A 13461-nucleotide genomic window follows, 5' to 3' on the forward strand; every position below is an offset into this window, starting at 1 on the left:
TTAAGCCAACAGCTATGTTGGCTTTTTCATTTTTAGAACATGGTATTAATATGAACTCCCTTAAAGAGCTTAAAAGTGGCAAACTTGTTGGTGCTACTCGCCTGCAATTGGTAGAAGAGCTAACGACATTTCCTGAAGAAATCTTTAGCTTAGCTGACACGCTTGAAGTTCTCGATTTATCAAATAATAACTTATCAACACTACCTGATGAATTTGCCTGTTTAACACACCTGAAGCGTGTGTTTTTATCGTTTAATCAGTTTAAGCATATTCCTAAAGTGCTCGCTAAATGCCCTGCTTTAATTATGGTCGCGTTTAAAGGTAACCAAATTTCTGAATTTGCTTTAAACAGCCTGCCAAAAAATATTGAGTGGCTAATACTCACCGATAATACGTTAAGCGAATTACCTGAAGATTTTGGTAATTACACCCAGCTTAAAAAGCTTGCGCTTGCAGGCAATCAACTTAAGCAACTGCCAAGTAGCATGGCGCGGTGTAGAAACCTTGAGCTTGTTAGGCTCTCTGCTAATAACTTAACACACGTAGACGACTGGCTTTTTGAATTACCAAAACTTGCTTGGCTTGCGTTTGCCGGTAACGACTTTAATAAAGCTCAGTGCCTTACAAAAAGTTGCTTAGAAAATAAGCCTCTTAACGATTACACACTTAGTCATGTTATTGGCCAAGGTGCATCGGGCGTTATTCATTTAGCACAAGCTATTGAAAGTGCTGTAGCGATTAAATTATTTAAAGGCGCAATTACTAGCGACGGCTATCCGCTTGATGAAGTAAATTGCTGCTTACAAGCAGGCGATCACGCTAATTTAATTAAAGTACTTGCCTACATTGAGCAAAGTGATCAGCTAGGTTTAGTAATGGAGCTAATAGATAAAAGCTTTGCTAATTTAGGCCTGCCTCCAAGCCTTGAAACCTGTACGCGTGATACCTTTAATAATGATTGCCATTACTCAACTCACGCTATTTTAAAAATTGCACAGCAAATGGTAAGTACCTTACATCACTTGCATATTTGTAAAGTAAGTCACGGCGACGTGTATGCGCATAACACCATGATAAACAAAGATGCTGATGTATTATTTGGTGATTTTGGTGCAGCCACAAACTTAGCCATGTTAAGTGATTATCAACAAAAGCAAATCGAGTTAATTGAAGTACGTGCATTAGGGTGTTTAATTGAAGACTTATTAGGCACGGTAACTGGCGCTGATAGGCATAGTGAGCTCTTTGTTAAAATGTCCGATATGGCAAAATGTGCCATGCAACCTACACTAAATCAAAGACCTACATTTACTGAGTTTTTAGCAGAGCTAAAATAAATTTAATATTAATAATATAAGCGAGCAAAATGTAACACCTTGCTCGCTTTTATTTTATGTTTATTCGGATTTTCCGAACTTATTTAGTGCGCTTAAACGGGTAAACCTGTTGTTTAAGCATACCTACGGGCATGTAATCCCCGACTACACCATACGCTTGTGGCCACTCTTTTTGGCCTTTAACAGCAGTACCAAACACATAATCTAAAAACGAAAAATGTGCAGCGTAATTTCGGTCAATCGCGGCTTTATCTGACGCATGATGCCAATGGTGAAACTGCGGTGTAACCATAAAATATTTTAGCCAACCAAATTTCACACGTACATTTGCATGGTTAAACACAGCCTGCAAACCCACAATTATTACGTACAAACTAATTATTTGCTGTGAAAAACCAAGCACAAATATAGGCGTGAGCACTAAGCTGCGCGTTACGAGTATTTCAAGAATATGCTGGCGAGAGCCCGCTAACCAATCCATTTCTTTAGCACTGTGATGTACGCCATGAAAGCGCCATAATAAAGGGACTTCGTGATAGGCACGATGCACCCAATACTGCATTAAATCAGCCACGAGTATTATTAAAAACAACTGCACTACAAAGGGAGTTTGCTCTATATAACCTTGTACTGTAGATGATACAGCCCAGCCAAAGCCATAATGCACAAAGTGGTTTGTAACGAGTAATACAAAACCAATAATTAAATGATTTACAAAAAAGTGGTTTAAATCGCCCCGCCATTCGCTACGTAATATTTTTTGATCTTTACGATGAGGTAATAACTTTTCAATCACAATAAATATAAGTGTTGAGCCGAGTAAATCTAAAATAAACCAATCAAGCCCTATATAAGGTGTATCAGAAGCAAATTCGTTTACTTCAACGTTTGGTCCGCCAAACATAATAGCGAGTAAAATAAAAAACCACGCTGTAGCCCCTAAACGCTTATTGGTATTACGTACAAAGTTAAGTAATCCTAGACTGCCCGAGACTAATAATGATGCAAACATAAGCTGACGTAAAAAGTCGACGCTGTAGCTTTTTCTCAGCTCTGGTGTGGTTAAGTATTCAGGAAAGTGAAACGCTAATACGCCTAAGCAACTCAGTATTGCTAAAAAGCAGGCTATGTAGCCACTTATGTTGCCCTCACCTATCTGAAGATGATTTGTGCGAAATACTTTTCGCGATAGAGCTCTGATCATTTTTATTATTCCTTGCGTCGTTGAGTTGATTAAATACAACGAAATTCCATTGATTTACACACCCACATATTAACAAAATTTAGGGTATAAAAAAAACAAATAGTTCCCTTCTAATTTTGAATTGCAAATATACAGATAAACTAAACGCAAAAAAGCCACGCAATGCGTGGCTTGGTTGGATAAAGCTAAACTTTTACAAGGTCAATTATAAGTACTGACCTAATGCTTTAACTTGGTCTAACATGCGGTTTGAGAAACCCCACTCATTGTCGTACCAAGCCATTACTTTAACTAGTTTGCCATTGGCTTTAGTTTGCGTTGCATCAAAGATAGACGACGCTGGGTTATGGTTAAAGTCGATAGAAACAAGCGGAAGCTCGTTATATTCTAAAATACTCTTCATTGAACCCGTTGATGCTTCTTTCATGATTGCATTGATTTCTTCTGCAGTCGTATCACGCTTAGTGATAAACGTAAAATCAACTAAAGAAACATTGATTGTAGGTACACGTACCGACATACCATCTAATTTACCAGCAAGTTCTGGTAATACTAAACCAACAGCTGCCGCAGCACCTGTTTTAGTTGGGATCATAGATTGAGTTGCACTACGCGCACGGTATAAATCTGGGTGGTAAACGTCAGATAAGTTTTGATCGTTGGTGTAAGCGTGAATAGTCGTCATGCTACCTTGCTCAATACCTACTGTGTCGTTAATTGCTTTTGCAATTGGCGCTAAACAGTTAGTAGTACAAGAAGCGTTAGAAATGATATTGCTGTCAACATTAATTACGTCGCTGTTTACACCATGCACTACTGTTGCATCTAAACCAGTACCTGGAGCAGATACGATTACTTTTTTAGCGCCTGCAGTAATGTGCTTAGCGGCGTCATCACGTTTAGTGAAAAAACCAGTACATTCTAAAACGATATCTACGTTTAGCTCTTTCCACGGTAAGTTTGCAGGGTCACGCTCTTGCGTTAACGTAATTACGTCATCCCCAATTAGCATAGTGTTGTTTTCAAGTGTTACTTTTTTTGAAAATTGACCATGAACAGAGTCATATTGCGTTAAATGTGCATTTACGTTAGCTGGTGCTAAATCGTTAATTGCTACAATTTTAATTTCGCTGTTTTGGGCTGACTCATAAAGTGCACGTAAAACATTTCTACCGATACGGCCGTAACCGTTAATTGCTACATTAATCATTTTAGACTCCTATTTAAGTTCACTTGCTTGGCGAGCAAGCGCTTCAATTGCTTGCCAGTCTTTATTTTCAATTAGTTGTTTATCTAGCATCCACGTACCACCAACACAAATAACGTTGTTAAGCGCTAAATAATTAGGAGCAGTTGCTAGGCTAATGCCGCCAGTTGGGCAAAAAGTAATATGTGGTAATGGGCCACCGATTGATTTAAGCATAGCTGTTCCGCCTGCAGCTTCTGCTGGGAAGAATTTTAAATACTTAAAACCATGCGACGCAAGTTGCATAACTTCACTTGCAGTTGCAGCGCCTGGTAAAAATGGTATATCTGATGTTTTAGCTAAAGCAATAAGCTCATCACTAACACCTGGACTCACCATAAAATCAGCACCAGCGGCAACCGAAAGATCAAAACTTGCCTTATCTACTACCGTACCAGTACCTACATAGGCTTCAGGTACTTCTGCTTTCATTAGCTTTACAGCTTCTGCAGCAATGGGTGTACGTAGTGTTATTTCTAAGGCTTTTAAGCCACCGTTGTATAAAGCTCTTGCAAGTGGTGCTGCATCTTCTAATTTTTCGATTACAACCACTGGCACTACGGGTGCCGATGCTAAGATTTTTTCAATACTCATTACTTGTTCCTCATTACCCAGTATGGCTAATATTTATTCAAGTCCAAAAGCACTCGCGCCTAAATCGGCACTGCTTACGATATTTCTAAATCCAGTAAATAATTCACGACCTGTACCAAATGTTGCACTTGGCAGGCTAAGTTCTGCTTCACGTTTAGCAAGTTCTTCGTCGCTAACGTGTACTTTTAAAATTCCGTTTGGCGCATCAAGTGTGACTAAATCACCTTCTCGGATTTTAGCAATAATGCCGCCTTCTACTGCTTCTGGTGCTAAGTGGATAGCAGCAGGTACTTTACCTGATGCACCCGACATACGGCCGTCAGTAACAATGGCTACTTTAAAGCCTTCATCTTGAAGCGTTGCCATTACTGGCGTTAATTTATGTAGCTCTGGCATACCTTTCGCTTTAGGGCCTTGCTCTTTTAGCACGGCAATAAAGTCTTGGTTTAATTCGCCACGCGTGTATGCGTCTTGCAGAGCACCTTGCGAGCTAAATACTTTTGCAGGAGCAGTAACGGTTTGATGTTCTTCAGCAACCGCTGACACTTTGATAACAGCTTTACCTAAGTTACCCGTTAGAAGTTGCAAACCACCTTGCTTACTAAATGGGTTACTCACTGGGCGAAGTACTTCTTCATCGTGCGAGTTTGCTGGGCAATCTACCCATTTAACTTTAGTTGGGCCAGTTGAGTCGCTCATGATCAAGCTATCGTCTTTATCCAAACGAGGCTCTGTCATGTATGGCGCAAGGCCATCGCCCAACATTGTTTTAACATCTGTATGTAAGTAACCAGCGCTTGCTAGTTCTCGCATTAAGAAACCCATACCGCCAGCTGCTTGGAAATGGTTTACATCAGCTGAGCCATTAGGGTAAATACGTGTAAGTAGTGGTACAACTTCTGATAAATCAGACATATCTTTCCACGTAACCTGGATACCCGCCGCTTTTGCTATCGCAACAATATGAATGGCATGGTTAGTAGAACCACCTGTAGAAAGCAGGCCTACTAAGCCGTTTATAATCGTTTTTTCGCTGATCACATCAGCTAAACATGGGCTTTCTTTATCATCTGTAAGCTGCTTAAGCATTGTTTCTACAGCATTACCTGTAAGACCATCGCGAAGCTCTGTGTAAGGATTAATAAACGAACTACCAGGAAGGTGTAAGCCCATTATTTCCATTAACATTTGGTTTGAGTTTGCAGTACCGTAAAACGTACACGTACCTGCGCTGTGATAAGACGCGCTTTCAGCTTCGAGTAAGTCTTCGCGACTGACTAAACCTTGTGCAAATTTTTGTCGAATACGTGCTTTTTCTTTATTTGGGATACCAGATTGCATTGGACCTGCTGGTAAAAAGAATACAGGTAAATGACCAAACGACAATGCACCAATTAATAAACCCGGGACGATTTTGTCACAAACACCTAAACAGAAAACGCCATCAAACACATCGTGCGAAAGAGAAATTGCTGTAGACATAGCAATTACATCGCGAGAAAAAAGTGAAAGTTCCATGCCGTCACGCCCTTGCGTAACACCATCACACATTGCAGGAACGCCACCAGCAACTTGTGCTGTAGCATCGAATTTGGTAGCAATGTCTTTAATTAAATCTGGGTAATCTTTGTATGGCACATGAGCCGAAAGCATATCGTTATATGAGTTGATAATAGCAAGATTTGGCTGCTCATCAGCCTTTAAGCGCGCTTTGTCATCACTGCTACAAGCAGCCATAACATGGGCTATATTGCCGCAACCTAAACCGGCACGAACTCTTGTTTGTTTTTTTGCGTGCGAAATGCGTTCTAAATAATCTTGACGGGTATTTTTACTGCGTTCGATAACGCGCTGGGTAACTTCTTGAATACGAGGATGTAACATAATTTAACTCATCTCTATTAGTTAGAGGATAAAGGCTCAGTAGCAACTACAGACTCCACGTAAATAACTGTACTGAGCATCTTTGATTTACCCGTTCAAAGGTACGCTACCAGGGAGCCTCTCACAACAACCCTGACACCGGTGTCACTGTATTAACGCATAGCAATGACACCGGTGTCAACCCTAGGTAACAAAAATAGTCTAATATTTTAACATGACCGAATAATGACCTAATTTATTTTTAGGCACAAAGCATGTTTTAGCAAGTTCAGAGTAAAAAAAGCCAGAATAAGCATCACTCATATTCGGGCTACTGTGAAAGTGTTTTAAACTCACTATTTTATTGCTGAGGTTGACTCGCGTGTAATCAAGCGCGACTCAAGCGTTACCTGATACGGCTGCTCTTGTGGTTGAGCTATGTGTGAAATTAGTTGTGTTACAGCCTGTTTTGTCATTTCCTCAACGGGCTGTGCAATCGTTGTTAACCCAGGCCAAATATGACGTGCAATGGGTGCATTATCAAACCCAGCTATTGAAATGTCATCAGGCACTTTTAATTGGCGCTGAGTTGCTAATTTAAGTACGGCTGCCGCCATGTAATCGTTTGATGCAAATACAGCGGTTGGCCTAGGGGATAAATCTAATATACTGCGTCCACTATCTACACCCGAGTGATAACTAAAGTTACCCTCCTCTACTAAGCGCTCGTCAAATTCTATACCATGGCTTGCAAGTGAACGCCTGTAACCTTTAAAACGTTGTTGCGTCGCACTGTGATCTGGGTGACCTTTAATAAAGGCAATTGATTTATGACCAAGACTAATTAAATGCTCGGTAATCTCAAATGCGCCTTGCTCGTCGTTACTACGCACTGAAATTGAATCATCTTGTAGTAGAGCTGATGCAACCCTTGCATACGGAATTTTTTTAGATTTTAAAAAAGAAGCAAGCTCAGCAAAATCACCAAAAGGAGGTGTTAGCACAATGCCATCTAATCGAGAAGTTTGTAGTAATTGCTCAATATTATTTATAAGTGCTTCACCACGAAACTCACAAGGGTGTATCAATAAATTATAGTTGTTTTCTTTACACGCTTCTAAGGCGCCCGTTTGCACTCGGGTAATATAACTTTTACTTGGGTTATCGTATAAACAGCCAATAATAAAGCTACGATTTTGAGCAAGACCTCGTGCAATTGGATTTGGGGTGTAATCAAGCTCTTTAAATACCGCAAGCACCTTTTCTCGGGTGGCGGCACTTACGTTAGGCTCATTATTTAAAACACGCGAAACGGTTTTTTTAGAAACCCCAGCATGGCTTGCTACACTATTTATGGTTACTTTTTTCATCTATCCATTATCCAAATACAACCTGTAAGACCAAAGCCCTATTTGCTATTGTGTAAACACGCAGCAGCGCCAATAAGCGGTATGTTATCTTGTGTTACGAGTGTTACAGGGATTTGCCCTGCGTACTGCGACATAATACCCTTTTGCGAAAATCGTTCAACAAAACGGCTCTCAAGAAGTCTTGCTTGCATACGAGGTAGTATTCCACCGCCGATAAATAATCCACCTAAGGCGCCATAAACAACGGCTAGATCGCCAGCAACACTGCCAATCCAATCACAAAACTGGTTTAAGGTTGCATCACACACGTCACATTCACCACTATTCGCTAGGCTGCTAATTTGTGCGGCATCTAAATTTTTAGCTGTTACACCCTTAACCGCAGACATTGCTTTGTATAAATGCGTTATGCCAGGACCTGAAAATACTGTTTCGATAGAAACATGGGGATGATCTTTACGTAACTCATTTAATAATAAAGTATCGAGTTCATTAACAGGTGCAAGTGATATATGCCCCCCTTCTGAACTCAACACTGCGGTAGATTGGGACGTTCTAACTAAGCACGCGGCACCAAAACCAGTACCTGGACCTATAACACCAATGTTTGCGTTATCATCAGCTTGACCTGATTTAACAATGACGTTTTGTTTAGGATCTAAGTAAGGTGCAGCGTAAGCAAAGGCAGCAAAATCATTAATGACTTCAAGTTGCTGTAAATCGAAATGAGTTTTAAATTCACTGACGCTAAAATGCCAACCTAGATTGGTTAAATGCACTTGCCCAGCTTTTATTGGCCCTGCAACGGCTAAACATGCGCGTTTAGGTGAAATATGCGGGACTGTTTGTAAGTATTGCTCAAGCGCACTTTCAAGAGAACCAAAATTGGCACTAGGAAAAATATTAATGTGCTCTATTATAAATTGGTTAGTATGTTCATTAAAAGCAGTTATTAAAGCAAAGCGGGCATTAGTGCCGCCGACATCAGCAACTAAGATGGGATCAAATTGGGCAGAAGCGTTTGGGCTCATAGTATTATCTCTTTTGTTAAGCGACTCATGCTTATTATTTTACAATGGTGTACCATTGTTATTTATACTTTGAGCTATCACCTCAAAGTAGCTATCACAGTAAAAAATGCTGCCTATAAAGATATAGACAGCGAATACGTTTTGACAACAAAATGATAAAACACTGACATTATGACACCGGTGTCAGGAATTTATCAATAAAAATATACGTTAATTCACAAAAAGCTTGAAATTATTCATCAATAAACGAAAATGACACAATTATTTATCAAATTAATTAAGTTGTAACAATGAAAGGTAAAGCCACCTCATTTGATATTGCCCACTATGCAGGGGTATCTCAATCAACTGTATCTCGCGCTTTACGTAACAGCCATCTTGTTAATGAAGAAACACGTAAGCGTGTTTTCGATATAGCCAAAAAGCTTAATTATAAAGTTGATAAAAATGCGAGTAACCTTCGCACCCAACAAAGCAGCACGCTTGCATTATTGTTGTTTGAAGATCCCACTTCTGACGAGTCCCAAATAAATCCTTTCTTTTTAGCCATGCTTGGCAGTATTACCCGTGCTTGCGCTAAAGAAGGTTACGATTTATTAGTTTCATTTCAATCGGCCAGTGCTGATTGGCAAGCAGACTACGAAGACAGCCACAGAGCTGATGGCATTATTTTACTCGGGTATGGCGATTACATTGATTACCAACCAAAATTTAACACCTTACTTGAACAAAACACTAAGTTTGTTTGCTGGGGTGCAACGGTAGATAACCGTCCCGATTTAACTGTTTGTTGTGATAACTACGGTGGCGGTAAGCTCGCCGCTGAGCACTTTATTGCGCATAGCAGAACTGATTGCGCTTTTATTGGTGATGCTTCTGATCACAGCCCCGAATTTTTTAGTCGTTTTCAGGGTTTTAAAGATGAGCTATTGGCTAACAACGTTAAAATAAATGAACGTAAAATGGCTAATGCTATATCTACTGAAGAATCAGGTTATCACGCCACACGCTCACTAATTGCTAATAATATTAAATTTAACGCCTTATTTGCTGCAAGTGACTTAATTGCTATAGGGGCTATACGCGCACTTAAAGAAGCAAATATTAACGTGCCGAAAGATGTTGCGGTAGTCGGCTTTGATAATATAGCCATTGCAAGTTATGTAAACCCACCACTAACTACAATAGAGCAAAACACCACTATTGCTGGGCAAATGTTAGTAGAGAACCTATTAAAACTGATACGTGGTGAAGAAGTTCAAAGCACCCTGTTGCCTCCTATTCTCATTCCTAGAAAGTCAAGCTGAGCCTTCTCTTTCCATGTATATGCCGACTACATCCATTCACATTCGTTTACAAATAAGAAAACCATTTAAAAACAGACAATTAAAAAAAATTAGCGAAAAAAAATCACTTTTAAGGCCCAAAACTGACTGTTTCAGCACCTATTGCGTAGTTACTCACCATTAACCGCATTTACTATTTAGTTTCAATAATGTAAATTTATTGTGATGCTATATTTCACTTTGTTTAATTTATGATTTATAGCTTAAATAACAATAATATCTCAGGGATTTACATATGTTTAAAACTAAAGCACTATCAAATGCAATAAGATATTCTTTATTGCTAGGATCTGTAGCCTTAGCGCCTAACGCGCTAGCCCAGGAAAATGACTTAAACTCAGACGTTGAACTAGAAGAAGAAGCGCCAGAGCGAATTGTTGTAACAGGTTCGCGTATAAGAAAAGCTGAATTTTCAAATGCATCGCCAATTCAAATTATCAACGGTGACTTATCTCGTGAAATGGGTTTATTCGATGCAGGTTCAATGCTCCAGTCAACCAGCCAAGCGGCTGGTGCTCAAATAGATAATACATTTGGTGGTTTTGTACTAGATAACGGTCCAGGTGCTGCAACAATCGGATTTCGTGGTTTAGGTGCTGAGCGTACTCTTGTACTTATCAACGGTCGAAGAATGGCTCCCGCAGGTGTAGGTGGTGCGCCAACTTCACCTGATTTGAACTTGATACCAGGTGTAATGATTGAGCGTGTAGAGAATTTATTTGATGGCGCATCAACCGTTTATGGTTCTGATGCGGTAGCGGGTGTAGCTAACGTAATATTAAAAAAAGATGTTGAAGGCTTTATTTTTGATGCATCTTACCGTCAACCTAAAGGTGAAGGCGGTGAAGAAACTGTACTTTCGGGTATGTGGGGCAAAACCATGGATAATGGTTTTATCACCGTTGGTGTTGAATATTCAGAACAGAAATCTCAATCTTTAGCTGGCAACCCTTTTGTTAAAGGGTGTGAAGAGCGTATTTGGGAAGCTGAAGATGGCAGTATCGTAACCCGAAACAGTGGCTATGGTCCTGTAGCAAGCGGTGAAGATTCATGTGACATTTTCCCTCTAACAAACCGTATTAGCGTACCATCTTTCTTTGGTAGTGTTTATTATACACCTGACTTTACAAACACTGGTATTCCAAACTTCAGTGAATCAACTGTACCATCAAGTCTTGAAGGATTTTTACCTTCATGGGTAGCGGGCGATTTTGATGGCGATGGTATCAACGATGGTGTATTTGTAGATGGTAACGGTGATGGTTTCCGTGACGTTGATTTCCAAGACCCTCTATACGCTTTCCAACAATCTGATTACTACAAAAGCGGTGATTACAGAAGTAAAAATGAACGTATTTCACTAATGCTTAATGGTGAATATAACTTCCAAGATGATAACGATACAACTTTCTACTACGAAGGTTTATACGCTAGTCGTAAATCACCAATTTTTAGCCCAGGTGCACAGATATTCCAACAAGTAGCGGCATCAAACCCATATAACCCTTGTGGAACAAACGGTATTGACTGTTTTGGCGTGTTAGGTGTGGGCCCTGGTGGACCAGAAGCCGTTCAGCCAATCATCAATATTCGTGGTGACCGTGATCAAACTGAGGTTGAAGTTTCACAATATCGTTTAGTTACTGGTGTTACTGGTAATCTTGGTATGTTTGAAAACATCGGTTTAGACAATTGGTACTACGACGCATCTGTATCGTACAGCGCATCAAAGGGTACTGACCACCGAGTTGGTATTGATGAAGAGCGCTTAATTAACTCATTAGAAACCGCTGTTCTTAATGATGATGGTACTGTTACCTGTGGTACCGGTTCTGATGGATGTGTTCCTGTTAATTTATTTGCAGATAGTATTTATCAAGAAGGTGGCGGTACGCTTTCACCTGAAGAAGCTGCTTATTTATTTATCGACCGCGACATCGAAACTAAAGTAAACCAGTTTGTTTTCAATGCATTCATGGGTGGTGATTTCTTCGCATTACCATGGAACAACGAAACTGTTGCAGGTATCGTTGGGGTTGAATATCGTCGTGATGAAATTGAATCAAATCCAAATGCTGCTGCATCTCAAGGCCTACTATGGGGTTACTTTGCTGACCAAGGCGCTGATGGCTCACGTAACTTAAAGGAAGTATTCACAGAAGTTGAATTCCCTTTACTTAAAGGTGTTAAAGGCGCTGAAGAACTTACATTTACAGCTTCTGGCCGTGTTTCTGAAGAATCTTTCTACGATGCAGAATCAACTTATAGTCTTAAAACAATTTACCGTCCTGTTGAGTGGTTTACTCTACGTGCAACAAAAGGTACTTCGTACAGAGCACCTAACCTACGCGAGCGTTTCTTAAACGGTACGTCTGGTTTTAATACAGTTGCCGATCCATGTGTTGTTCCAGAAGATGCTCGTAATATCGACCCATTGAACCCAGGTTCAGCAGCTACATATAATGCAGCTGAAGAAACACGTGATACAGCTGTACTAAACGCTTGTCAAGCATCAGGTATTGATCCAACTACTCTTGGTTTAGGTCAAAATGGAACTGACTCATACACTGCAGCTTACAGCGCTGAGATTGAAACTGGCGGTACAACTGAGCTTAGTCCTGAAACATCAGTGGCTAAAACATATGGTTTTATCTTTGAACAACCGTTCACTGATGCATTTGATTTAACAATGTCATTAACTCGTTTTGATATTGAAGTAACGAATAGTATTGCAGAACCAAGCGCTGGTTACAGTATTGGTCAGTGTTATTCTGCTGATGGTAATGATGCTTTCTGTAGCCGTATCGGGCGTGATGAAAATGGTCAAATTGATTTAGTTGATGCTAGCTTTATCAATATTGGTTTAATCTCATCTAAAGGTTTTGATTACAATATCTACTTTGAAACAGATACAGTAATTGCAGAAGAAAACCTAGGTATTACACTAGATCTTCAAGCTACTCGCATGACAGAGCAAGTTTTTGACGTGCTTGGTACTATTGATGACAATATGGGCGAGCCAGATTCTCCAGAATGGCGTGGTACCGCTCGCTTACAACTTAAATACTCTGATTTTAGATTTAACTGGGAAACGCGTTTCATCGGTAAAGGTCGTGAAGATGAGGATGATTTAGGTGAATTTGAAGAAGGCACTGCAGGTTGTCGTGGTTTAACTGACGCTAACGGTGAAGCACTTAAATGTCGCCCAGTTGGCTTCACCGATGACTACTTTGTACATAACATCGGTATGACTTGGTCTAACGATGCTTATAAAGTGAACTTTGGTGTTCGTAACGTGTTTAATGAAGCTCCTCCTAAAGTAGATCCAAGTGGTTCTTTTTCAAACACTAATATCCCTCTAGGTGTTGGTTATGACACTTCAGGTCGTAGCCCATACATCAGTTTTACAGCTTCTTTTTAATTAGAATTGGCTGAGTAAATATTCAATCCAGATGGCCTAAAATTTTAGG

The 13461-nt window shown here is 40.0% G+C and carries 9 protein-coding genes; 3 read left to right on the top strand and 6 right to left on the bottom strand.

From position 1 onward, the window contains the following. Positions 1–14: 14 nt before the first annotated feature. Positions 15–1337 carry a leucine-rich repeat-containing protein kinase family protein gene (locus H5120_RS09515; RefSeq protein ID WP_182674196.1) on the top strand — a complete coding sequence of 441 codons (1323 nt, stop codon included), beginning with the start codon at positions 15–17 and terminating at the stop codon, positions 1335–1337. A 79-nt stretch (positions 1338–1416) separates the two neighbouring features. Here H5120_RS09515 and H5120_RS09520 read toward each other — a convergent pair whose 3' ends face one another. The 6 genes from H5120_RS09520 to glk all read right to left on the bottom strand — a co-directional run bounded on the left by H5120_RS09520 (position 1417) and on the right by glk (position 8645). Next, the gene (locus tag H5120_RS09520) at positions 1417–2541 is read right to left on the bottom strand and encodes a sterol desaturase family protein (protein ID WP_182674197.1); all 1125 of its coding nucleotides are present in this window, start codon (positions 2539–2541) and stop codon (positions 1417–1419) included. Between the two features lie 205 nt (positions 2542–2746). After that, the gene (gene gap / locus H5120_RS09525) at positions 2747–3751 is read right to left on the bottom strand and encodes a type I glyceraldehyde-3-phosphate dehydrogenase (protein WP_182674198.1); all 1005 of its coding nucleotides are present in this window, start codon (positions 3749–3751) and stop codon (positions 2747–2749) included. Between the two features lie 9 nt (positions 3752–3760). Further along, on the bottom strand, positions 3761–4381 hold the full coding sequence (gene eda / locus H5120_RS09530; RefSeq protein WP_002959756.1) for a bifunctional 4-hydroxy-2-oxoglutarate aldolase/2-dehydro-3-deoxy-phosphogluconate aldolase: 621 nt from the start codon (positions 4379–4381) through the stop codon (positions 3761–3763). A gap of 33 nt (positions 4382–4414) precedes the next feature. Then, positions 4415–6265 (bottom strand): phosphogluconate dehydratase, encoded by a 1851-nt coding sequence (gene edd / locus H5120_RS09535; RefSeq protein ID WP_182674199.1) that lies wholly within the window; start codon positions 6263–6265, stop codon positions 4415–4417. A gap of 335 nt (positions 6266–6600) precedes the next feature. Beyond that, complete coding sequence (locus tag H5120_RS09540; RefSeq protein WP_182674200.1) at positions 6601–7614, bottom strand: LacI family DNA-binding transcriptional regulator; 1014 nt, start codon at positions 7612–7614, stop codon at positions 6601–6603. Positions 7615–7652: 38 nt separating this feature from the next. Next, entirely contained in the window at positions 7653–8645 is a 993-nt protein-coding gene (gene glk / locus H5120_RS09545; RefSeq protein ID WP_182674201.1) for a glucokinase, read from the bottom strand. 290 nt (positions 8646–8935) lie between these two features. Here glk and H5120_RS09550 point away from each other — a divergent pair, with 290 nt between their 5' ends. Then, complete coding sequence (locus H5120_RS09550) at positions 8936–9952, top strand: LacI family DNA-binding transcriptional regulator (protein WP_024596123.1); 1017 nt, start codon at positions 8936–8938, stop codon at positions 9950–9952. 274 nt (positions 9953–10226) lie between these two features. Next, positions 10227–13412, top strand: coding sequence for a TonB-dependent receptor (locus tag H5120_RS09555; RefSeq protein WP_182672684.1), 3186 nt, complete (start codon positions 10227–10229; stop codon positions 13410–13412). Positions 13413–13461: the final 49 nt, after the last annotated feature.

It is taken from the genome of Pseudoalteromonas sp. SR43-2, from assembly GCF_014163885.1.
Lineage (GTDB): Bacteria > Pseudomonadota > Gammaproteobacteria > Enterobacterales > Alteromonadaceae > Pseudoalteromonas > Pseudoalteromonas distincta.

Bases quoted from the DNA above. Each gene is read 5' to 3' on its own strand.
- H5120_RS09515 (WP_182674196.1), top strand. From the start codon at position 15: ATGTTGGCTTTTTCATTTTTAGAACATGGTATTAATATGAACTCCCTT.
- H5120_RS09520 (WP_182674197.1), bottom strand. From the start codon at position 2,541: ATGATCAGAGCTCTATCGCGAAAAGTATTTCGCACAAATCATCTTCAG.
- gap (WP_182674198.1), bottom strand. From the start codon at position 3,751: ATGATTAATGTAGCAATTAACGGTTACGGCCGTATCGGTAGAAATGTT.
- eda (WP_002959756.1), bottom strand. From the start codon at position 4,381: ATGAGTATTGAAAAAATCTTAGCATCGGCACCCGTAGTGCCAGTGGTT.
- edd (WP_182674199.1), bottom strand. From the start codon at position 6,265: ATGTTACATCCTCGTATTCAAGAAGTTACCCAGCGCGTTATCGAACGC.
- H5120_RS09540 (WP_182674200.1), bottom strand. From the start codon at position 7,614: ATGAAAAAAGTAACCATAAATAGTGTAGCAAGCCATGCTGGGGTTTCT.
- glk (WP_182674201.1), bottom strand. From the start codon at position 8,645: ATGAGCCCAAACGCTTCTGCCCAATTTGATCCCATCTTAGTTGCTGAT.
- H5120_RS09550 (WP_024596123.1), top strand. From the start codon at position 8,936: ATGAAAGGTAAAGCCACCTCATTTGATATTGCCCACTATGCAGGGGTA.
- H5120_RS09555 (WP_182672684.1), top strand. From the start codon at position 10,227: ATGTTTAAAACTAAAGCACTATCAAATGCAATAAGATATTCTTTATTG.